Here is a 24,446-nt window from a genome sequence, read left to right on the forward strand (position 1 = left end):
AATTGGGTAGATTACCCCAATTTCACATAAATGTCATTAACCTTTAATACGAGCATGCAGTTCCTGCACCGATGACACTTTATTTCGGTCATCTGCAGACTTAGCACGAATCGTAGCAAACGCTGCGTTCATCGTAGTGGTATAGGTGATCTTATTCAATAAGGCCTCACGACGAATGTACACAGAATCTGTAATGGCTTGACGTCCTTCGGTGGTATTAATGATGTAACTGTAAGCACCGTTTTTAATTGAATCAACGATGTTAGGGCGTCCTTCAGAAACCTTATTCACAACACTACATTCAACACCGGCATCAATCAGGCTCTTCGCCGTACCGCTGGTCGCTTCAATTTCGAAGCCCGCTTCAACCATGGCTTTCGCCAGGTCGACAACACGCGCTTTGTCGTTGTTACGTACAGACAGTAGTGCTTTACCTTCTCTAGGCAGAGGCGCACTGGCTCCCAGGTTGGCTTTTGCATACGCTTCTTCGAAGGTATCGCCTACACCCATAACTTCACCGGTAGAGCGCATTTCTGGGCCTAACAGCGGGTCAACACCTTGGAACTTCGCGAATGGCAATACCACTTCTTTCACAGAATAGAACGGTGGAATAATTTCTTCCGTCACACCCTGAGACTGCAGTGATTGACCGGCCATACAGCGGGCAGCAACCTTCGCTAACGGTACACCTGTCGCTTTCGATACGAAAGGCACAGTACGGGCAGCGCGAGGGTTCACTTCAATCAGGTACACTTCACCGTCTTTGATAGCGAACTGTGTATTCATCAAGCCAACAACGCCAAGTTCAAGCGCCATGTCACGAACCTGCTTACGCATTACGTCTTGAATGTCTTTCGGTAATGAATGCGAAGGCAATGAACAGGCAGAGTCACCAGAGTGAACACCGGCTTGTTCAATGTGTTCCATGATACCGCCGATAACCACGTCGGTGCCGTCACAGATAGCATCGATATCTACTTCAATCGCGTCGTCGAGGAAACGGTCGAGCAGGACTGGGGCGTCGTTAGACACTTTTACCGCTTCATTCAGATAGCGTTTCAGATCTTTAAGGTCATAAACGATTTCCATCGCACGACCACCTAACACGTAAGACGGACGCACGACCAGCGGGAAGCCGATTTCTTCTGCCTTAGTCAGGGCCTGTTCGATATTCGTTACGGTTGCATTAGCTGGTTGCTTAAGACCTAGCTTATTAACCATGTGCTGGAAACGCTCACGGTCTTCAGCGCGGTCAATGGCTTCAGGTGAAGTACCGATGATGGGTACGCCATTGGCTTCAAGGGCACGAGCCAGTTTCAGCGGTGTCTGACCACCGTATTGTACGATAACGCCTTTAGGTTGTTCTTTCGCAACGATTTCCAGCACGTCTTCCAAAGTCACTGGTTCGAAATACAGGCGATCTGACGTATCGTAATCAGTAGAAACCGTTTCAGGGTTACAGTTAACCATGATGGTTTCGTAACCGTCTTCACGCATAGACAGCGCCGCGTGTACACAGCAGTAATCGAATTCGATACCCTGACCGATACGGTTTGGACCACCGCCCAGTACCATGATCTTCTCTTTGTCAGACGGATTCGCTTCACACTCTTCGTCGTACGTAGAGTACATGTAAGCGGTGCTGGTAGAGAACTCAGCGGCACAGGTATCAACACGCTTATAAACCGGCGAAATACCGAAACCACGACGGATATCTCGAATGTCGCTTTCAGCAACGTTGGTCAGTTCTGCCAAACGCGCGTCTGAGAAACCTTTACGCTTCAATGCACGGGTAAAGTCAGCAGTCAGTGCGCTAACGCCCTGCTCTGCTACTTGGTTTTCCAGTTTGATCAGCTCTTCAAGCTGTACCAGATACCAGCGGTCTACGTTGGTGTTAGAGAACACTTCCTCAACGCTCATGCCCATACGGAAGGCATCACCGATGTACCAGATACGCTCTGCGCCAGGATTCTGAAGTTCGTACTTCAGTTTGCTCATGGCTTCGTCGTCTTCTGGATCCAGAATTGGATTCAGGCCCGTTGCGCCCACTTCCAGACCGCGAAGTGCTTTCTGCAATGATTCCTGCTGGTTACGACCGATTGCCATGACCTCACCCACAGATTTCATCTGCGTGGTCAGACGATCGTTAGCACCGGCAAATTTCTCGAAGTTAAAGCGAGGGATCTTGGTTACAACGTAGTCGATTGACGGTTCGAACGATGCCGGCGTCAAGCCACCAGTGATGTCATTGGCCAGTTCGTCGAGGGTATAACCGATAGCCAGCTTGGCAGCCACTTTTGCAATCGGGAAACCGGTTGCTTTAGAGGCCAGTGCTGACGAACGAGATACACGCGGGTTCATCTCGATGATAACCATACGACCAGTTTTCGGATCCACACCGAACTGTACGTTTGAACCACCGGTCTCTACGCCGATTTCACGCAGTACGGCCATGGCCGCGTTACGCATAATCTGGAATTCTTTGTCGGTCAGCGTTTGAGCCGGTGCAACGGTGATAGAGTCACCGGTGTGAACACCCATCGCATCGAAGTTTTCGATAGTACAAACGATAATGCAGTTATCGTTCTTATCGCGAACCACTTCCATCTCATACTCTTTCCAGCCAATCAGCGACTCATCGATGAGTAGCTCGTTGGTAGGAGAAAGGTCGAGACCGCGGTTACAGATTTCATTGAACTCGTCAATGTTGTAAGCGATGCCACCACCAGAACCCCCCATGGTGAATGACGGACGGATGATACATGGGAAACCGATGCGGCTAAGTACATCGTGGGCCTGCTCCATAGAGTGAGCAATTTCAGCACGAGGACATTCAAGACCGATAGATTTCATCGCTTTGTCGAAACGCTCACGGTCTTCCGCTTTATCGATAGCGTCTGCAGTTGCACCAATCAGTTCTACATTGAACTCTTTCAGTACACCTTCGCGTTCGAGATCCAGAGCACAGTTCAGTGCTGTCTGGCCACCCATGGTAGGCAGCACCACATCCGGACGCTCTTTTTCGATGATTTTACGTACAACTTCCCAGTGAATCGGCTCGATGTAGGTAGCATCGGCCATTTCCGGGTCAGTCATAATAGTTGCAGGGTTCGAGTTAACCAGAATAACCCGGTACCCTTCTTCGCGCAGTGCCTTACAGGCTTGTGCGCCAGAATAATCAAATTCACAGGCCTGGCCGATAACGATAGGGCCGGCACCCAGAATCAGAATACTTTTTATGTCGGTACGTTTTGGCATTACGGCTGATTCCTACTGTTTCGATTGTTCAATAAGTTCGATGAAATGATCGAACAGGTCTGCGGCTTCGTGCGGACCAGGACTCGCTTCAGGGTGACCCTGGAAGCTGAACGCTGGCTTGTCGGTACGATGAATACCCTGCAGCGATTTATCGAACAATGAGACGTGTGTAACTTCAAGATTATCTGGCAGCGACGCTTCATCAACAGCAAAACCATGGTTCTGGCTGGTGATCATTACTGTGCCTTTCTTAAGGTCTTTAACAGGATGGTTAGCACCATGGTGACCAAACTTCATTTTTACCGTTTTCGCACCACTGGCCAGCGCCAGTAACTGATGCCCCAGGCAGATACCAAATACCGGAATGTCTTTCTCCAGAATGGTTTTAATCGCTTCAATGGCATAATCACAAGGCTCTGGGTCGCCAGGACCGTTTGACAGGAAAACACCATCCGGATTCAGTGCCAGCACGTCTGCTGCCGGTGTTTGTGCAGGTACCAGAGTTACCTTACAACCACGATCTGCCAGCATGCGCAAAATGTTGGTTTTCACACCGTAGTCATAAGCAACTACGTGGTATTTTACCTCAGCAGGCGTGGTGTAACCTTCACCCAATGCCCAGGTGCCTTCGGTCCAGGTTTTCACTTCCTTAGTGCACACTACTTTGGCCAGATCCATGCCTTTTAAGCCCGGGAACCCCTTGGCAGCGTCAAGCGCTTTGCTTTCGTCAAGATCGTCACCGCAGATGATACAGCCATTTTGCGCCCCCTTGTCACGAAGGATACGGGTTAAACGGCGGGTATCGATATCCGCAATACCTACTACGCCTTTGGCAGCTAAGTATTCAGATAAAGTTTGTTCGTTTCTAAAATTACTGGCAATGAGAGGAAGGTCACGAATGATAAGACCTTTAGACCAGATTTTGTCTGCTTCGACGTCTTCAGAATTGGTACCGGTATTACCGATATGGGGGTAAGTGAGTGTTATGATTTGTTCAGCGTATGATGGGTCGGTGATGATTTCCTGATAGCCTGTCATGGAAGTATTAAAAACAACTTCCCCAACGGCAGAACCAGTGGCACCAATAGCCGTACCTTTAAAAACTGAACCATCCTCTAACACCAAAAGGGCAGAATTAGCCAAGTCAACCTCCAGATTAAGGATAACCGACGGTTTATTCAGTGGCATGAATAAACCCCACAAAAAACGGGAGGTAATAATAAAATTTACTTCCCGTTTACGATACTTTGCAGCTAATTAAACACGTCTCAGACAAGCTGAAACGCTAAATTTTGGCAAATTCCAAGTATTATATAGGAGTTATCAGGATACGTCTAATTCAAATTTGGAAAAATATGAAAAATACCTGATTGGCTGCGTTTTTACTTCCTAACCTTAGAAAAGCCCATTTATCTGATGAATAGTTAGTCAAGACCAATTACATCGTTCATACCATAGCGGCCATTTTGCTTATCAGACAACCACAACGCCGCGTGGACTGCGCCTTTAGCGAAGGTCAGTCTACTGGATGCTTTATGAGTTATCTCAAGTCGCTCGCCTATGTCGGCGAAGAGTGCAGTATGTTCGCCTACAATATCTCCCGCTCTTACGGTCGCAAAACCAATGGTTTTGTGTTCTCTGGGGGGTTCTTTCCCTTCTCGGCCATAAACAGCACATTCTTGCAAGTTTCGACCTAATGTGTCGGCGATGGCCTGACCTATTGCCATAGCGGTGCCTGACGGCGCATCTTGTTTAAAACGATGGTGAGCTTCAAGAATTTCAATATCAGCCGTGTTTCCAAGGGCTTTAGCAGCCTGACTCACCAGCGCCAACATTACGTTTACACCCACACTGTAGTTCGCTGCAAACACCAATGGAATTTGCTTCGCGGCTTCATCCAACGCGGTTAATTGCGCGTCAGATAAACCGGTTGTACCAATTACCACCGGTTTTTTGTTCGCTACACACCATGCAAGGTTGTCATCAAATGCAGCTGGCAGCGTGAAGTCAATAACCACGTCCACATCATCGGGGTCCAATGTAGAAACCGCCGTACACGCAACCCCTTGTGTACCGATGCCAGCCAGTTCGCCCACATCAATACCTACCCATGGAGAGTCGTCACGTACGGTGGCAACGGCAAGATCTGCCTCTTCGTTTTCCCGCAGCGCTTCAATCAGCACCCGGCCCATGCGCCCATTGGCGCCTAAAATTGCTACTTTCATGTTCATTTCATTCATCGTCTGTTTGCGGGCATTTTGCCTGACACAGCACAATTTTCAATTGTTCATAGGTAGATGCTTCAAGTTATCGTACCAGCGGCATAAAATAACGCGGATTTGTATACCCACAGTCAGGAGTTGGTATTATAAGTATCAGGCAATATTGGTTGCATATAAATAGTAGTTGCATATAGAAACTTACTGAAAGCAACTTGCAAACATAACAACGCGCTGAGGAATCTAGACATGGAACAAAAGTTGATTTGGGATATCCCTACTCGTCTCTTTCATTGGCTATTAGTATTTTCGCTGGTTGGCCAGTATGTCACCGCAGAGTTAATGGATAATGCTATGCAGTGGCATTTCTATCTCGGTTATTTCACCCTCGGGTTGATCATCTTCCGAATTATCTGGGGTTTTGTTGGTTCAGATTATGCCCGCTTCGGGCAGTTCCTTTATGGCCCCAAAGCGGTGGTTGGTTACTTAAGTACGCTGTTTGCCAGAAACTCCCAAGCTCATGCTGGTCACAATCCACTAGGTGGCTGGGTGGTGGTGGTTATGCTCACGCTGGTCATGATTCAAGCAGTGAGCGGGTTGTTTATGACTGATGATGTGTTTCTTGATGGCCCCTGGCGCGGTGCAGTTGAAGATGCCACTCTGGATACCATGAGCTTTTTGCACAATAACGTATTTAACGTACTCTTAGCAGTGATTGCCCTGCATATTGCTGCCATCGGATTTTATGCTGTTTATAAAAAACAGAAGCTAGCGCCGGCTATGGTACACGGGAAAAAAACCACAGCGGAAAAAGGCATTACATCATCTCGTTTACTCGCAGCGGTGGTTGTTACATTGATAAGTGCCGGAATTGTCTACTACGTGGTAGAAATTGCGCCACCAGAAGCAGCTGAAGAAGAGTTTTATTACTAACGGTACTCACATTATCTGTCGCTTAATTAAACATCAAAGCCGCTCCAATGAACGGCTTTGGTGTTTACAGATGTTTTGATTTTCAGTGCTTGCTATCGCGAAAAGTACGCCTTATTACTCAGAGGTTCCCTTTACCAGCCCCTGTTTCTGCATGATTGCCTGAATTTCAGCCACACTTGCTGGGTCGTCGATAGTAGACGGTATAGATAACAAGTGATTCGACGCAATTTGGCGCAACAATTTACGCAGTATTTTGCCAGAGCGAGTTTTCGGGAGCCGCGGAACAATCACTGCTCGTTGAAAGCAAGCAATGGGGCCAATTTCCTTTCGCATCATCTCCACCAGTTCCTTTTGCAACGTTTCCTCATCAATGGCGGCACCATCTTTTAATAACACCAGCCCCAAGGGTACCTGTCCCTTCAGACTATCGTGAACGCCAATCACGCTGCATTCAGCAATCATAGGATGTGCTGCAACCACTTCTTCCATTTCACCGGTTGATAAGCGGTGGCCCGCCACATTAATTACGTCGTCCGTACGGCCCATAATAAATACATAGCCTTCATCATCTTTATAACCGCCGTCACCCGATGTGTAATAGTTCGGATAGGCTTCCAGATAGCTTTGCTTAAACCGTTCGCAGTCACCCCAAATAGTGGGTAAGCAACCCGGGGGCATGGGCAGTTTAATGGCAATGGCCCCCTGCTCTCCGGCTGGCAGTGGCTCGCCCACATGATCCAATACTTCAACATTAAAGCCAGGCACAGGAACCGTTGATGAGCCCGGTTTAGTCTCGAGGGTTTCGAGGCCAGTAGGGTTGGCACAAATTGCCCAACCTGTTTCGGTTTGCCACCAGTGGTCCACGACCGGCTTTCCGGTTTTATCCACGGTCCACAAATAGGTGGGAGGATCTAATCGTTCGCCAGCCATAAAAATGGTTTTCAGTGACGAGATATCATATTGCCCCAGCAAATTCGCCTCTGGATCTTCTTTTCGAATGGCACGGAAGGCTGTGGGCGCGGCGAACAACGCCTTGATGCGGTATTCCTCTGTCATGCGCCAAAACGCGCCGGCATCTGGGGTTCGCACCGGTTTCCCCTCATACACTACCGTGGTGCAACCATGGAGCAGCGGACCATAAACAATGTAGGAATGTCCTACCACCCACCCCACATCCGAAGCGGCCCAGAATACTTCTCCCGGTTGCATGTTATAAATGGCATTCATGGAATACTTCAACGCAACAGCATGCCCGCCGTTATCGCGCACCACGCCTTTGGGTTTCCCCGTGGTGCCCGAAGTATAGAGAATGTATAAGGGGTCGCTACCGTTAACCGGTGTGCACTGAGCGGGTTGTGCTGTTTGCATTTCTGTTGCCCAGTCTGCATCGTTTCCGCTGAGTTCGGCTTTCACTTCCGGGCGCTGGAATACGATGCTGCTCTCAGGCTTATGCGCTGACAATGCAATAGCTTCATCAACAAGGGGCTTATAAGGTATGCGTTTATCTACTTCTATACCGCAGGATGCGGTCACCAGCACTTTCGGCTGGGCGTCTTCAATACGTACAGCTAACTCATGAGGGGCAAAGCCGCCAAAGACAACCGAATGGATAGCGCCCAACCGGGCAGTTGCCAACATGGCGATGACAGCTTGGGGGATCATTGGCATGTAAATAACGATGCGATCGCCCTTTTTCACACCTTTTGATTTTAAAACGCCAGCAAATTTCGCCACCTCCTCCAACAATTGCTGATAAGTGAGTGTGGATTTTTGCCCGCTTACCGGCGAGTCGAAGATGACAGCAATCTGCTCACCGCGCCCATTCTCGACATGATAATCAAGGGCCATATAGGCGGTGTTCATCTGGCCATCGGCAAACCACCTGTCGATCCCGTTGTCATCTTTAGACAGTATGGTTTCAGGGAAAGTAAACCAAGAAAGCGCGCGCGCCTTGTCTTTCCAAAATACTTCGGGGAATTCGATTGAGCGCTGATATTCTGCTGCATACGACATAATGGGCCTCTGAGAATACTGATCTTTACTACGATTAATGTAATCAATAGTGAAAACTTTTAACTTGATTTACATTAATATAAAAACAACTACGTGCCGCATAAGACTTCTGTCGCAATTTTTTAGTTTAATGAGTTAGGTTTACCCGCCGCTAGCGATTGCTAGCTGCGCTGATTGAGCGCTAATAATGACCTCCCGCCATTCATCTTCTTCGATAGGTTTAGACAAATAAAATCCTTGGTAAATATCGCAGCCACGCTGCATCAAGTAGTTAATTTGAATCTCATTTTCAATACCTTCAGCAACCGTCCTTAAACCCATCGCGCTTGCCATATCAATAATGGTGTTCACTATGGGCGCGTTATCGCTTTCGAAGTTAATTTCGTCAACGAAATACCTGTCTATTTTTAACTCGCAGATGGGGAGCTCTTTCAGGTAGCTTAAACTTGAGTAGCCGGTGCCAAAGTCATCAATCGAGAATGAAAAACCGAGTTGAGAGAGGCGTTCGATACGTTTACGCACAATGTCGATGGTGGTCACCAATGTGGTTTCGGTGATCTCAAGAATTAATTGGTACGGATTAATTTGCCACTCAGAAATGGTGTGAAGTAATCTATCGTAGAAGTCCGCACGCGCAATATGACGGCCACTGATATTTACCGAAAGCGAAGTTTCGATGCCCTTTGCATTTATTTCGGACAACAGGCGACAGGCTTCGTTGATAACCCAATACCCGATATCAACCACAGCATCACTTTCTTCAGCAATAGGGATAAACTCACCAGGGCTAATAAATCCCAGCCGTTTTTCATTCCAGCGCAATAGTGCTTCTGAAGAAACAATGTTCCCTTTCGCGTCGAACTGGGGCTGAAGTACTAAGTAAAATTCGTTATTTTCAATGGCGTGGCTAAAACTCTGACTGATATAGTTATGCCGGTCGTACGCATTGAATTCATTGCGCTCCAAGGTTATCCGCCCTCCCGGGCCTTGCTGCTTGGCACGTTTGGTACCAAACTCTAATATACCCACAACTTTCTCATAACTCGCCTCTGGACTGTGCACATAGGTAGAAGCTAACGTAGCAGGCACAACTTGAGAATGGCCGTGTAAAGAAAATTCCCTTCCAAGTTCAGCGTGCACATTCCATTCAACTGTATCGATGAGCTCCATCACATCCTGATCTTTTTCAGGCGCGAATGGCTGTGAGTGGAGGATATAAAACTTGTCGCCTAATCCCCGATAAATTTGAAAACGGGAAGACACTGCACGCTTCAACCTGCCCGCGAAAATACGCAAAATATAGTCGCCGGTTTCCTTGCCGAAAGACAAATTAAATTGAGAGAAATTGTCGATATCCAGCATACAACAATATATTTGTTGATCGGATAAAGCCGCGGCAATGATGAGTTTTCGCAAATCTTTCTCAAAAGATTTCACATTAGGTAGGTGGGTGATTTCGTCGAAAAACGCGATGTTATAAATGCTATCAAGCGCCTGTTTACGCTCTGTAATGTCGCGAAATACACAAACAAATTGAGAAAAGCCAGATTGGAAAACTTCCGCAACAGACAGTTCGACTGGAAAATTTCTCCCCTGACTGTGCCGCGCACTCAACTCTTTACCATTTATCTCGCCAACGCCGGGCTTTAACTGTTGATGCACAAATTCACTGTCTTTGTCTGCGGGCGTTCCCGGCAGCAAAAACGAAATGTCCTCACCGATAACAGCATCAGGTTCGATGCCAAAAACCTCTTTTACAGTGTTGTTGGCAGTTATGATGGTACCAAACTCGTCTACGGTAAGCACCGCATCGTTGATGCTATCGAGAATGGTATTTAAGTACTCAATGTAGTTGTGCTCTGTGGCAGACAAACGTTTTTGTTCACTGACATCCTGCACGGAACCAAAGAGGCGCACAATTTCACCATCACGCTTTTGCGCTTTGCCGGAAAGTTTTAGCCACCGGGCGTGCTTCTTTCGCGTGACCACCGGGAGTTCAAGTTGGTAGTTAATCCCTTTATCAATCAAATTTCGAACGGCACGAATGAGAGTTCGCCTTGATTCAGGCGAGAAACAGGCGAGAATACGGTGCAAGGTTATCGGGCAGTCTTTGGTAAAATCAAACAATCTGTATGTTTCATTGGTCCAGTTCATTCTCCCTTCTGGCATATTAAAATCCCAGCCACCGGTTTCAGCCATTTCTGAAACGGTGTCGAATAAAGAAAGCTTGTCCTGTAACTGTTTGAGATTGTCGTGTTGTCGACCGATAACTAGCTCAACGAGATTTGCAAGCCTTTCTGCGGTTAAGGTGACAAAGGCTGAATCATGAGCGCTAAGGCTGCTGTCGGGAAAAAAGCCCGCGATAAAAAGCCTGCCAGTTACAGCCCCATTCGTTTCTACGGCGCTCGCTATACCCTGCCAACATGCAGTGTTTTCAAGCTTCACCGCAACGAGATCTTGCTGTGCATTTAGGATGACTTCACATACATTTGGCCAAAGGCTTGCATTTTCGCGCAGCCAAAATAATACCTGCGCAGTCTGTGGTGAAGGCATGTTTGCGTTCTTCGGGATTGGCTCCTGAATGTGCAGAATGCATGCATTCTCAGCCGGAGTACTTCGGACGAGAGAGTCTAGAAGCTCACTGACACGGAAGCGATATTCGCAACCTAAGCGCTCCCGTAGCAGATTTTCACTAAGCAATCGTCGTTCTCCTTACAAATCCTTTGGATGAATAAAACAGCAAGCAAAACTTGGTTTCTTTAACGCAATGTCAGATTAAGCATAGAAAAAGAAACCTGATTCCTCAAATTGACAGCAAACTTTAATGTTGGAATGACTTCTTTCTGCTAAAAACGAAAAAACGGCCGCAAATGCGACCGTTTTTCTCATCGTTAAATATTACTTTCTTGCGGCTTGACTTATTACCAATTAATCCGCTTTGTAATCGTCATGACAACCTTTACACGCGCCACCTACCTGGCCTATCGCAGCGCGATATTTACTTTCATCCCCCGCAGCTGCCACACTCGAAAGATTTTCTGCCGCAGATTTCAAATTAGCGACTTTTCCTTCAAAGTCTGACCAGTTTTCCCAAATGTCGTCTTTTGCACCTGTATCAACATCAAATTTGCGGGTATCTACCATCAGGTAATCACCCATCATATCGGCAAGCTGTTCCAGACGCATGGCATTGGTGGAAATGGTTTCCTGATCAAATGGAATTGCCCCTTTCGCCATGCCGCCCAGTGGCGCCATATTACTTTTTACCAGTTGGAAGATAGCTTTGCGGTATTCAGTCGCCGCTTCTGCGTGTTTCTCATTCATCGCCGCTTCCTGAGCAACAACAGCTGTTGTTGTGAAACACGATACAGCCATTGCCGCGAGTATTCCGGTCTTGAGCAGTTGTTTCATTATGTTCTCCGTTAAATGAAATGTGATGTGGTGGCTTTATATTTATTACGCGAAAACCTGCATTTGGCTCATTAAAACCGCCTTGGATGCAGAATTTGATTATTATTCACACAAAAACAGGCGCTGAGATAGCCTGAAACGACAAGCCCTCCAAAAGGAGGGCTGAATTTTTATCGCTGACCGGGTTAAGGTCTAGGGGGAAAGCTTAGTTAGTCAGATCGTCAAAGAATTTCTTCACGCCGTCAAAAAAACCTTTTTCCTTTGGGCGATGTTTTCCAGAGTCGCCGCCCATGGAGTCATCCAGTTCCTGCAGCAGTTCTTTCTGACGGGTAGACAGATTCACCGGCGTTTCAACCACAACCTTACACATCAGATCGCCAGTTACACCACTGCGTACAGATTTAACCCCTTTACCGCGCAAGCGGAACATTCTTCCGGTCTGGGTTTCAGGACTGACTTTCAGTTTAACCTTACCGTCTAACGTAGGAACCTGCAGTTCGCCGCCCAATGCCGCTGTAGTGAAACTCAGCGGCACTTCGCAGTATAGATTATTACCGTCGCGCTGGAAGATTTTGTGTTCACGTACGTGTACCTGGACGTATAAGTCACCCGCTGGAGCGCCGTTCTCACCGGCTTCGCCCTCACCGTTCAAACGAATGCGGTCTCCGGTATCCACGCCGGCCGGTATCTTAACAGACAGGGTTTTGTTCTTTTCTTTACGACCGTGGCCATGACATGCATTACACGGGTCGGAAATAATTTTCCCGCGACCTGAACAAGTTGGACAGGTTTGCTGCACCGCAAAGAAACCCTGACGCATTTGCACCTGACCCGCACCATGACAGGTTGGGCAGGTAGTCGGTGACGTACCTTTCTTCGCACCGGAGCCGTGACAGACATCACATTCAACCAGTGTTGGTACACGAATTTCAACTTCTTTACCGCGAACCGCTTCTTCCAGGGACATTTCAAGGTTGTAGCGTAAATCGGCGCCCTGACGGGCACGGGACTGACGTCCACCGCGACCACCACCAAAGATATCGCCAAAAACGTCGCCGAAGATGTCACCAAAGTCTGCGCCACCGCCGAAGCCGCCACCACCACGATTCGGATCCACACCGGCATGACCATACTGATCATACGCAGCACGTTTCTGCGAATCAGTCAGGACTTCATAGGCTTCCTGGATTTCCTTAAATTTTTCTTCCAGCGCTTTATCGCCCTGGGTGCGGTCAGGGTGGTACTTCATCGCCAGCTTTTTGTACGCTTTTTTAATATCGCGTTCGCCAGCGCTTTTGTCCACTCCAAGCACTTCGTAGTAGTCTCGTTTCGACATATCGCTTACTTTTCCTACTCGTTACTTCTGATGCCCGGAAGCGGTATCTCCGCAACCGTCCATCAAACATTCATCCGGATAATTTCAACCGGCCTTAACACAACAAAAGGCGCAACAAGAATTCCTGCTGCGCCTGCACTGTACAGCACCCCGGCAGAGTGCCGCCGGGGAAGCATTGCTTACAGCTTATTTCTTGTCGTCTTTCACTTCTTCAAATTCAGCGTCAACAACATCATCTTCCGCTTTCTGACCAGAAGGCTGCTCTGCGCCTGCTTCAGCGCCGCCTGCAGCTGCCTGTTGGGCCTGAGCCGCTTCCATCAGTTTACCTGATGCTTCAACCAGCGCCTGCGTTTTCGCTTCGATTTCCGCTTTATCTTCGCCTTTAACCGCAGTTTCCAGTGCAGAGATAGCTTCTTCGATTGGCGCTTTGTCTTCAGCAGACAAAGCATCACCCACTTCATCAAGCTGCTTACGGGTAGCGTGAATCATACCGTCACCCTGGTTACGCGCCTGAATCAGTTCTTCAAACTTGGCATCCGCTTCTTTGTTTGCTTCCGCGTCAGAAACCATTTTTTCGATTTCATCATCGCTCAGACCCGAAGAGGCTTTGATAGTGATCTTCTGTTCTTTACCCGTATCTTTATCTTTCGCAGATACGTGCAGGATACCGTCAGCATCCAGATCGAAGGTTACTTCGATCTGCGGCGTACCACGAGAAGCCGGACGAATACCTTCTAAGTTAAACTGACCCAGCGACTTGTTACCAGACGCTTGCTTACGCTCGCCCTGCAGTACGTGTACTGTTACTGCAGACTGGTTGTCTTCTGCGGTTGAGAAGGTTTGCGATTTCTTGGTAGGAATCGTGGTGTTCTTCTCAATCAGATTGGTCATTACACCGCCCATGGTTTCGATACCCAGAGACAGAGGCGTAACGTCGAGCAGCAGTACGTCTTTTACATCACCAGACAGTACACCGCCCTGGATAGCTGCACCAACAGCAACCGCTTCATCCGGATTCACGTCTTTACGTGGCTCTTTGCCGAAGAACTCAGATACATACTTCTGCACCAGAGGCATACGTGTCTGACCACCAACCAGAATGATGTCGTTGATGTCAGAAACTGACAGGTCGGCATCTTCCAGTGCTTGTCTAACTGGCTTCAGCGAGTCTTTCACCATGTCTTCAACCAGAGATTCCAGTTTCGCTCGGGTCAGTTTGATTGCTAAGTGCTTAGGACCTGTTGCATCTGCAGTGATGTACGGCAGGTTAACTTCGGTCTGCTGTGAAGAAGACAGTTCGATTTTCGCTTTCTCACCGGCTTCTTTCAGACGCTGCATAGCCAGCGGATCTTTACGCAGGTCAATGCCCTGATCTTTCTTGAATTCGTCAACCAGATAAGTAATTACGCGGTTATCGAAATCTTCACCACCTAAGTGCGTGTCACCATTGGTAGCCAGTACTTCAAAGGTGTGCTCGCCATCAACTTCATCAATTTCGATGATAGAGATATCGAAGGTACCACCACCTAAGTCGTATACCGCAACAACATTATCGCCTTGCTTTCTGTCCATACCGTAAGCGAGGGCAGCAGCTGTTGGCTCGTTGATAATACGTTTAACTTCAAGACCCGCGATACGACCGGCATCTTTAGTTGCCTGACGCTGGTTATCGTTGAAGTAAGCAGGTACAGTGATTACTGCGCCAGTCACTTCTTCGCCCAGATAGTCTTCAGCGGTCTTCTTCATCTTTTTCAGCACTTCAGCAGAAATCTGCGGCGGTGCCATTTTGTCGCCTTTCGCTTCTACCCAGGCGTCACCATTGTCAGCCTTGGTAATTTTATAAGGCATGATGTCGATGTCGCGCTGCACTTCTTTATCTTCGAAGCGACGGCCGATCAGACGCTTGATAGCGAATAATGTATTAGTCGGGTTGGTTACTGCCTGACGTTTCGCAGACTGACCTACCAGTGTCTCACCGTCGTTAGTGTACGCGATGATTGAAGGCGTTGTGCGATCGCCTTCAGCGTTTTCAATTACGCGAGGTTTGTCGCCGTCAAGAACTGCGACACACGAGTTTGTTGTACCTAAATCGATACCAATGATTCTACCCATTTCGTGTCTCCAAAATAAGATTCAATAATTTCTGCAATATTAGTGGGGTTATTCCCCGGTAATTCAAGAGACGCCAGTAAAAATAAGTCTCTTAGGCTGTCGCCTGTTACGCCTGCGTATCAACACCACCGTCTGGTGCACGAGACACCATGACCATAGCCGGACGAAGCAGACGCCCGTTGATTTGGTAACCTTTCTGCATCACCGCCATCACTGTGTTTGGCGCGTGGTCGGCGCTTTCCTGCATGGACATCGCCTGATGCAACTCCGGATTAAAACCTTCACCCTGTGGATCAATAGGTGTTAAACCGAATTTTTCAATAGTGCTGACGAAAGATTTAAGCGTCATGTCAACACCTTCCATCAGAGGCTTAACGGCTTCATTGTCCGCATCACCTGCCTGAATAGCACGTTCAAGGTTGTCGATAACCGGCAGCAGCTCACCAGCAAAACGCTCAAGGGCGAATTTACGGGCCTTTTCTACTTCTGCTTCGGCGCGACGACGGGCATTTTCGCTGTCGGCGCGGGCACGCAGTACACTGTCCTGCTGCTCTTTGATTTGCGCCTGAGCATCCGCCAGTGCAGTTTCCAGCTCATAGATGCGCTGCTCCTGTTCAGAAACTGGCTGCGCTTCCGCGGCTTCTTCATTTACAACTTCGCCCTGAATCACTTCTGCGTCTTCAGGCTTATTTTTATCCTGCACGTCGCGATCTTCGCTCATGCCATCCTCCCAACAATACTCATCTGCGGTGAATTTTTGTGTTGCTGACTGCGGGTTAAAAACCTTGCCACAATCAGCGTGAATACGTTCAGTGGGGCTAATAATGGGGTTGGTTAACTGCCTATCAAGGGTATCCCCTAAAAATTTGTGGCTAATTGCCATATTTTTTACAGAAAGGTTGCGGTAGAGTTTGTTAACGAATTGTTTTCACTGTGGATCGCATGTTTAGCATCTGGACCATCGGCATCATTACCGTGGTGTATCTCGTATTTCTTTTTATGGTTGCCTTCTGGGGCGACCGGAAGCTTCGGGACAACCAGCAACACCCGGTTTTATACAGTCTCGGCCTGGGTATCCACTGTACCTCCTGGGCGTTTTTCGGTACCACCACACAAGCGTCACAATTTGGCTGGGCACTGGTCCCCACCTATGCCGGCATTATCTTCGGCATGGCTTTTTTCTACCCTGTATTGATAAAAATTGTTCGGTATTGCCAAAAGCACAATGTCACTTCTTTAGCGGATTTCTTTGCTCTACGTTTTCGCCATAGCCACTTTTTGGCAGCCACGGTAACAGGTTTATGCTTTATTGGCGTTATTCCCTATATTGCGCTGCAATTAGATGCCATTTCTGCCAGTATTCGGCTTATTACCTACGATGCAGGACAAGGCTCAGATACCGTAGGATTATATGTTGCAGCGCTAATGGCCCTGTTCGCCATTCTGTTTGGTACCCGCACACTCAACCTTACCGACAAACACCCCGGGCTTGTGCTTACCATTGCCGTTGAGTCTGTGGTCAAACTGGTTGGCCTGTGTGTGGTAGGCATATTTGTGTGCTACGGACTGTTCAGCGGCCCCTTTGACTTAATTGCACAGGCCACGGTTCATCCCTCTGCCCGCGAAGTGTTGTATGCCGATTCGGCGCCCCTGGTGTATTTGAGCCATGTGTTACTAGGGGTGTGCTCATTGTTCGTGTTGCCCCGCCAATTTCATATGAATTTTGTTGAATGTAACGGTGAAGGCGAACTGGCTACCGCCCGCTGGCTTTTTCCCGCTTACCTTATTGGCATGACAACATTCATTCTGCCCATCGCCATTGCCGGCCACATTCTACTTGATACCAGCATGGTAAAAACCGACGCTTTCGTATTAGCGCTGCCTTTGAGCACCGGCAATATCGGGGTTTCACTTGCGGCATTAATTGGCGGGCTGTCTGCGACCACCAGCATGATAATTGTGGCTACCCTGGCCCTTGGGATCATGATGTCGAATAATCTCATTACCCCCATTTGGCTTAAGATTCGGCTAAAAAATGACCCGCAATTAACCATGCGCCCCACCACTCTGCTCACCGTGCGGCGACTCACGGTACTGGTCGTACTTAGTGTAGCTTACTGGTACCACGTTAACGTGAGTCAAAGTGCGCCATTGGTAAAAAGCGGGGTGATTGCCATCGCTTTGCTCGGTCAGTTGCTTCCCGCCATGCTGTTTTCATTATACTGGCAGCGTACCGCCAAGTGGGCGGTGCAATCAGCGATTCTGGTTGGCTTTGTTTGTTGGGTAATGTGGTTACTCTACCCGTCTATTCTGTCGAGTTACTATTTCGAAAAAGCGCCTTCTGAACTTCAACTGGGTACCAGTTTCTTTGCCTGCCTGGTGATGAATACGCTCACCTTAGTTTTGATTTCGCTCTTATCATCGTCGAAGAAAGAACAGGATAAAAACCTTGGCGGCGACGATAAGCATCCTGATCTTGCCATTCGCATACAGGCTTTATTTTCACTCACTGAGCGGGTACTTGAGCCCAGTGATAACCTTACATTGAAAAGCCAGCTTTCTGCCCATGCCAACACAGACGGTTTCGCCAGCATGGCGCTGTTGCAACGGGTAGAAAAGTTACTGGCCGTTCAGGTGGGCACACCAAGCGCCCGCATTCTGCTCTCAGCCATTGCCCAATCTAAATCCGGGGCACTAAGGGAAATTGTAGACTGGGTGGAAGAAGCCTCTCAATCATTCCAGTTTAATCATGAGATTTTACAGTCATCGGTTCAAAACATTGAACAAGGGATCAGTGTGCTCGACCAGCAGCTTTGCATGCTTGCCTGGAATGACCGGTATGTCGAACTGTTTAACTATCCGAAGGGCTATCTGAAGGTGGGTCAGCCAATTCAGGCGTTGCTGCAGTACAACGCTGAGCGGGGCTTGTTGGGTAAAACCGATGACGTGGAAAATGAAATTAGTAAGCGTGTGGACTACATGCAAAAGGGCAGCAGCTATAAATATATTCGCCGCCAGACCGATGGCCGGGTCATCGAACTTAATGGTAGTCCGCTCCCCCACGGCGGTTATGTAACAACATACAGCGACATCAGCGAATATATCCGCATACAAGAAGAACTGGAACTCGCTAAACGGGATTTGGAAGCCCGGGTACTGAAACGTACTGAACAATTGGAACTGGCCAAACAGGAAGCAGACCGGGCCAATGAGAGTAAATCCCGCTTTCTGGCCGCCGCCGGCCACGACTTAATGCAACCGTTTAATGCCGCTACGCTTTATGCTGGCATGCTGTCACAAAAAACGACTGACTCCGATTTAGCCAGTTTGTCCCATGGGCTAGTCACATCACTCAACAGTGCTGAAGCCTTGCTCTCCACTTTATTAGATATGACCAAACTGGAATCGGGCGTATTAGTACCTCAAATTACTGAGTTTCCACTAGACGATGTGCTTACGCCGCTGATCAACGAATTCCAGGTGATTGCAGAACAAAAACAGCTTCTTTTAAAGCAGGTTCACACCTCCGTAGTCGTGCGCTCTGACAAAAAGCTCCTGAAGCGTATCGTGCAGAATTTGATCTCCAATGCCATTCGCTATACCCGCACAGGAACCATTCTAGTGGGCACACGTCGTAAATCATCGGATTGGTTAGCGATCTGGGTGTGCGATACCGGCCCGGGCATACTCGAACATCAGCAACAGATTATTTTTCAAGAGTTTCACCAGCTCGAGAACCGCGAAGCTAGTCAGGGGTTGGGATTAGGACTGACTATTGTGGAGCGCATCAGCCAACTGCTCGACCATGAAATTGGTTTGGCATCGGCTGTAAACAAAGGCACGGTATTTACCGTTACCCTGCCCCGGGCTGTGCGGGCACTTCAGCGCAACGCGATTGCTCCCCAAGAACAGAGTGTTACGTCACAAGCAACCTGGTTACAGGGACAGCATATTCTGCTGCTGGAAAACGACGAGCAAATTACCGAGGCCATGCAGGAACTCCTCGGTGACTGGGGCGCTGAGGTAATCTGTGCTCCTTCATTGTCTTCGGCGCAGGCAGTGTGCCCCGCACCGCCAGACATTATGCTGGTTGACTATCATCTGGATTTTGGCGAGAAAGGCACCGATGCTGCAAAGTCATTGAAAAGCTTCTGGCAACAGAATGTTCCAGGGATTTTAGTAACGGCAAACCGCGACGATGGCGTTCGTGATGAAGCCGCCGCAGCCGGCTTGCGATACCTTCCGAAGCCGGTAAAACCTCCCGCGCTGAAACGTTTGCTGAAAGAACTGCTAAGTGGCCGCTAATTCCAGTGTTTACACTTCTACCTTGTGCTCACCCTCGGTCTGATTTTCATTACTTAGCTTTTGGTACAGCCAGCCGATTCCCACCAGACTGAAGCCCAGACCAATGAATGAAATAGCACGATACAGCCCTTCTAGCTGTGCCGTATCAAAAATAAATACTTTAAGAATGATTACTGCCAAAAGACCGAATCCCACATTACGCAATGTGATTAACTGGCGGTGTTGACCGCCGAAGATAACTGCTACCGCGATGAGCAGCCACACGATTGAATACGTGTAAAGTTCTGCCTGTGGCATATTGTGACTGATGACAATATTCCCGGGATGGAATGCGCCACGGATCACGCCGTTAATATAGAAAAACAACAGCACGCCTCCCACAACACACGCCCCTTTTGTAATTTGCGTAGGTAATAATCTAGCCATTCCCAACGCAATCCCCATCCCAATAAGCACCAGCGCCGGTAGTAGCCACAACACAATCAGCCAGTTCAGAAACACACCATCGCCGGTGGCAATAGGTACAAAAAACGGGTTGTTATATCCAGATAACCCGACATGAAGTACTGCGGCAGCGGCAACGAGTAATGCGGCGTAACAGTGATAAATCCGAGACAAACTTTGCGCAAACCTATCCCGCCACAAATAAACCGCAGACAAAATCAGCCAGTTACAGGCAAGGAGTGCACTTTCAGTGAAGGTCAGATCGGTAAAATCAGGATAATGCCCTACCAGCAAATAACTGGTTTCTGTGGTAAAGAACAGCGCGGTGAGATGCAATATGCCGCCATCCAGCCATTTCCGCAGACTGGTGGATGATTGATAAAAGCGACTTATCCCGAACAGTGCCACTACCATAGGAAGAATGATCAAGGTCCAGCGCACATCAATAACCGTTTCACCGGAGTACGTATCCAGCCAGGGTGCCATAGTTAGTCGTACGCTAACCGCAGTAAGCGCCACTTTATACACCCAGTCGGGCAACGAAACGCGGGCTTTCCAGCTCAGATAGCTCATGACTCCAATCTGAATTGCCAGCGCTAATGTAAGCGTGCCCGCATTCAGCAACATGGTCAGACAAAGCGTAATGCAGGCATTGCTGAGTAAAGTGAGTGTAAGCTTTAGCAACGGAGCACTAATGCGCATGGAAACCAGCGCCGCACCAATAGCCAGCAACGTTAACTCTGCCGCCCACACGGGGTAGAGCACGACCGCAGCCTCGTCGGGTGCAAGGGCATAGCTAACGGCATACAGACTAACAGGCGCAATCACGAGCAACATCAAATAAGCCGGTCTCTGCCACTTTTTCAGCATAAACGCGCTGTACCACAGCATTGCCAGCGCGGCACTCTGAGCAAACAGGTAATTATGCGTGAATGGAAACAGGCTGTCCGAATAGTCGCCGGGGGAAGGCATGCTTACGAAGATAAACAATTGGAACAGTAGCCCCAAAAACGGCCAGGAGTCTAGCAGGCTGTTACGATTCGGCAGATAACATAGCACGACACCAATAATGAGTGCGCTCATGATCAGATAAACCGGTTCGCTGATGGTCGATAGGTAACCACACAACGCTATTAGCGGCAGAATGATCCCGGCCAGCTCTTTGCGCGGCATTAACAATGCTTTGACCGGTAATGTCTCGGTCATTACTTTATCTAAAGGCGAGAGTACTAACTCAGAAAGCGCGAACAGATAAATGGTAAAAAGAGTAAAAATAATAACGGCAGCAAAGTTGCTGGTATCAGCTTCCGCGCTGGCCCACAGCATCCATAATGTATGTGCCGCAAAGCTAAGCCACCATATCTTTCTCTGACGCACTGACTGTGCAATCCATGTAGCCGATGCCGACACTAACAAAATGTACGCATACAAGATGGCAATATTCGGCGAATCTGTACTCACCAACACGGGTACGATATAGGCGCCAATAACACCTATCCACGCCAATACCGGTCCAAAGCGTAGTGCCAGCCAGGTTGCAATAAGCGCGATTGCAGCGAGCAGAGCAAAACCTAATTCTGCACTGATAAAGTGGTAATAGTCGTAAGCCACCAGCGCCATGGCAAAACAGGTGATTACCCCACCGCTGGCAATGGCTGCGCACACGTAAGGCGAATAGATGTGAAACTTCTCACGATAGCGGGATAAGTACTCCGCTGTGCCCACCAGTACAGTACCGAACAGGCCGCCTAATACGACGCGCAAACCCGGCGACAACAATCCGGCTTCAATAGAGTAGCGGGCAAGAAAAATACCGCCAATGGCCAGCACCAGACCACCCAACCAGAACAGGCCGTTTCCACGTAGAAATTGCTCAATGTCAAACCCGCTATCCCAGGGAGAGCTTTCTTTACTGTTCTCTGCTAATTTTTCCGACGGTAAAGATGGTGAAGACACGGAAGCAGGAACAGATACCGGGGCGGAAACAGGCGTTGGCGCGTTTGAAACTGTCTTCGGTGTAGTAGTTACCGGTGCATTTTCCTGCGGTTGCGATGTTGCAGTGGTACTGGGCTTTTCATCACCCGATCCTATTTTTTTATTCAGGCGGGTGATTTGGCCAGACTGTAAATTCACTAGATTTTTTAGCGTAGCAATCTCGCGGCGTAATTGGCGAATAGTGGAAAAATTCGCAAAAGACAGAAGTCCGCCAGCAAGCAGAAATAGAACAAATAACACTGCCAGGATCATGAGGCCATCCATGCCTACTCCTTATTGTTTGGGTGATGATTGCGCGGCAACGCGAAATATCAAAGTGCGTTAGGAATTATGACGTGTCGGGAACGCCTTTACCCTTACATTTTCAGATGCTCCAGTTTTCGCATTTAAAATATCAGCATAATACCTGGCGAATGGCATCGCTGTGAGGCCATGAGCGAACACAGACAATATGACACTGGCAAACACAATCTGTACGACGACATTTGCTATACCAATGTCGCTCTGCTCCAGCAAAAGTAAAACATAAAGAATTGATGCTAACCCGCGAGGCCCAAACCACCCTATGAAAATAATTGTCGCAGGCCGCAGTCCTGCACCAATTAACGATATGGCCACCGGCAACATTCTCAGAACAGTTAAAGATAGTACAGCATAGAGCCAAATCCGCCAGTTCAATATGCCACTGGTAAAGGCATCGGGCAATAATATCGCCCCAAACAGCAAAAAGACGACCAGACTTAGTAGTTGTCCTTCAGCCTCACCAAACCGGGCAGCCTCCTTTACAATGTGTTTAGCTCGAGTTGCCACCATTAAACCTGCGGTGAAGGCAGCCAAAAAACCATTCCCTCCAACAGCACCGGCTCCCGCGTAAGCCGCTAATGCCAACCCAAGGACGATAATTTGAGAGAATGCCTCATCCATCCACTTATTTTCTTTCGCTTTTTCTGCTGCTATAGCGCCAGCCATGCCAATTAGGCCGCCAACTAGAGGGCCCAAAATTACCTGTTCAGCCACAAATATCAACCACTCAGCAGCACCCTTCATTTCTTCAGAACCCAGCACGAAAGATGCGACTATCAGGAGTGCCGGATAAGCGAGGCCATCATTAAGCCCGCTTTCTACATTTAAAGCCTGCCTGACCCGCTGTGGCACAGCTTGATTCGAAACCACCGCTTGTCCAAGTGCCGCATCCGTTGGCGCTAGCGCAATTCCAAGCAAGAGTGACGCGCCGAAGCCAAGTGCTGGAAAAAGTCCCCAAGCAACGAGCGCACCTGCAAACATACATAAAGGCAGACCTATAGTGAGCAAACGGATAGGAATTCTGTGCTCCTTTGTCAGCGCGGTTACGTTTATCCGAGATGCATCGCAGAACAGGGTGACTACCAAGGTAACTTCGGCCAAAATATTTATCGCTTCGTTTTTTATCGAGAGATTGACTAGATCCAAGCCAGCGGCACCAATAAGCAACCCAAACCCTGTGAAAACAATGGGCCCGGTTATCGAACGATTGTCTGCTTGTCCAGAGACCAGTGCAAAAAGAATAACGCCAACAGCGACAATGAAAATGTCGGTATCTATCATAAAATAAGTTCTTCGTTATGGATGTACACTATCGCTGCAAACAAGCGAAACGCTGTAGTGCTTGAAAAAGTTGAAGCGTGATGAGTTTTGATTTAATCAATAAATGCAGTTACGGATAAACATGTACAACAGTTTACTCATTTTGCATCAACTGATTAAACAACACGCCCGCCTTGGTGCGATTTATCACACCTAGCTTGCGCAATACCGCCGAAACATGCTGTTTTACTGTCGATTCAGAGATATCCAGCTCGTAGGCAATTTGCTTATTAAGCAGTCCATCAGCAATCATTTTCAGTACTTTGAACTGGTGAGGTGTGAGTTGTGCCAGGCCTCTTGTAAACTGGTTATCAGATGTTGGCACGTTGGTGACAAGCGTATCGTTCCAGCCGGAGGGCAGCCATTGCTCGCCTTCGAGAACGAGTTCAACGGCTTTGGCAATCAATGGTAGTGGCGTAGATTTGGGAATGTAACCGCTGGCGCCTAGTGTGACCGAGCGTTCAATTAACACCGGCGATTCTTCTGCCGACACCACAACCACTAATACGTCAGGGTGGCGAGAGCGCAGTTCGGCCAAACCGGTTAGGCCCGCGTTACCTGGCATATTAATGTCGAGAAAAACCAAATCGATGTCGCTGTCCTTCTCAAGATGGGCAACAGCTTCATCAAGCGTTGCCACCTCGCTGATTTTTCCCTTTACGATATCATTCATGGCCTGGCGCATGGCGGCGCGGAACAAAGGATGATCATCGGCAATCAGTACATTGGCTTGCATAGTGTCAAACATTTGTGAAATCCATGTTACTGTGACCCAGAACGCAGAAGGAATCAAGCGA

At 48.4% G+C, this 24,446-nt stretch carries 14 protein-coding genes; 2 read left to right on the forward strand and 12 right to left on the reverse strand.

The window, feature by feature from the left end:
- Positions 1–36 precede the first annotated feature (36 nt).
- From carB to dapB, 3 genes are all read right to left on the reverse strand, one after another.
- The gene (gene carB, locus ACXAGX_RS16030; protein ID WP_474818176.1) at positions 37–3,258 is read right to left on the reverse strand and encodes a carbamoyl-phosphate synthase large subunit; all 3,222 of its coding nucleotides are present in this window, start codon (positions 3,256–3,258) and stop codon (positions 37–39) included.
- Between the two features lie 12 nt (positions 3,259–3,270).
- Positions 3,271–4,401, reverse strand: a complete 1,131-nt coding sequence (gene carA / locus ACXAGX_RS16035; protein ID WP_474839615.1) for a glutamine-hydrolyzing carbamoyl-phosphate synthase small subunit — start codon at positions 4,399–4,401, stop codon at positions 3,271–3,273.
- A 281-nt stretch (positions 4,402–4,682) separates the two neighbouring features.
- Entirely contained in the window at positions 4,683–5,483 is an 801-nt protein-coding gene (gene dapB, locus ACXAGX_RS16040) for a 4-hydroxy-tetrahydrodipicolinate reductase (RefSeq protein ID WP_474818175.1), read from the reverse strand.
- 243 nt (positions 5,484–5,726) lie between these two features.
- Between dapB and ACXAGX_RS16045 the strand changes: the two genes are divergently transcribed.
- The gene (locus ACXAGX_RS16045) at positions 5,727–6,410 is read left to right on the forward strand and encodes a cytochrome b/b6 domain-containing protein (RefSeq protein ID WP_474818174.1); all 684 of its coding nucleotides are present in this window, start codon (positions 5,727–5,729) and stop codon (positions 6,408–6,410) included.
- A gap of 114 nt (positions 6,411–6,524) precedes the next feature.
- Here the strand turns inward: ACXAGX_RS16045 and ACXAGX_RS16050 are convergent, their stop codons facing one another.
- The 6 genes from ACXAGX_RS16050 to grpE all read right to left on the reverse strand — a co-directional run bounded on the left by ACXAGX_RS16050 (position 6,525) and on the right by grpE (position 16,003).
- Positions 6,525–8,423 (reverse strand): propionyl-CoA synthetase, encoded by a 1,899-nt coding sequence (locus ACXAGX_RS16050; RefSeq protein ID WP_474839527.1) that lies wholly within the window; start codon positions 8,421–8,423, stop codon positions 6,525–6,527.
- Between the two features lie 141 nt (positions 8,424–8,564).
- Positions 8,565–11,123: a putative bifunctional diguanylate cyclase/phosphodiesterase gene (locus tag ACXAGX_RS16055; protein ID WP_474839529.1), complete on the reverse strand. Its 2,559-nt coding sequence runs from the start codon at positions 11,121–11,123 to the stop codon at positions 8,565–8,567.
- Positions 11,124–11,351: 228 nt separating this feature from the next.
- A complete protein-coding gene (locus ACXAGX_RS16060; RefSeq protein WP_474839531.1) occupies positions 11,352–11,834 on the reverse strand; it encodes a c-type cytochrome in 483 nt (160 codons plus the stop codon).
- Between the two features lie 205 nt (positions 11,835–12,039).
- Entirely contained in the window at positions 12,040–13,170 is a 1,131-nt protein-coding gene (dnaJ, locus tag ACXAGX_RS16065) for a molecular chaperone DnaJ (protein ID WP_474818171.1), read from the reverse strand.
- 186 nt (positions 13,171–13,356) lie between these two features.
- Positions 13,357–15,282, reverse strand: coding sequence for a molecular chaperone DnaK (gene dnaK / locus ACXAGX_RS16070; RefSeq protein WP_474818170.1), 1,926 nt, complete (start codon positions 15,280–15,282; stop codon positions 13,357–13,359).
- 106 nt (positions 15,283–15,388) lie between these two features.
- Positions 15,389–16,003 (reverse strand): nucleotide exchange factor GrpE, encoded by a 615-nt coding sequence (grpE, locus tag ACXAGX_RS16075; RefSeq protein WP_474839533.1) that lies wholly within the window; start codon positions 16,001–16,003, stop codon positions 15,389–15,391.
- 221 nt (positions 16,004–16,224) lie between these two features.
- On the opposite strand from grpE, the gene ACXAGX_RS16080 reads away from it, so the two are divergent.
- Complete coding sequence (locus ACXAGX_RS16080; RefSeq protein ID WP_474839535.1) at positions 16,225–19,587, forward strand: PAS domain-containing hybrid sensor histidine kinase/response regulator; 3,363 nt, start codon at positions 16,225–16,227, stop codon at positions 19,585–19,587.
- Positions 19,588–19,596: 9 nt separating this feature from the next.
- On the opposite strand, the gene ACXAGX_RS16085 is transcribed toward ACXAGX_RS16080, so the two are convergent.
- The 3 genes from ACXAGX_RS16085 to ACXAGX_RS16095 all read right to left on the reverse strand — a co-directional run bounded on the left by ACXAGX_RS16085 (position 19,597) and on the right by ACXAGX_RS16095 (position 24,385).
- Positions 19,597–22,290: a DUF2339 domain-containing protein gene (locus ACXAGX_RS16085; protein ID WP_474839536.1), complete on the reverse strand. Its 2,694-nt coding sequence runs from the start codon at positions 22,288–22,290 to the stop codon at positions 19,597–19,599.
- 57 nt (positions 22,291–22,347) lie between these two features.
- Positions 22,348–23,610 (reverse strand): cation:proton antiporter, encoded by a 1,263-nt coding sequence (locus ACXAGX_RS16090; protein ID WP_474818167.1) that lies wholly within the window; start codon positions 23,608–23,610, stop codon positions 22,348–22,350.
- Positions 23,611–23,743: 133 nt separating this feature from the next.
- On the reverse strand, positions 23,744–24,385 hold the full coding sequence (locus tag ACXAGX_RS16095) for a response regulator (RefSeq protein ID WP_474818411.1): 642 nt from the start codon (positions 24,383–24,385) through the stop codon (positions 23,744–23,746).
- Between the last annotated feature and the right edge of the window lie 61 nt (positions 24,386–24,446).

Source organism: Alteromonas sp. ABV4_515 (assembly GCF_056160345.1).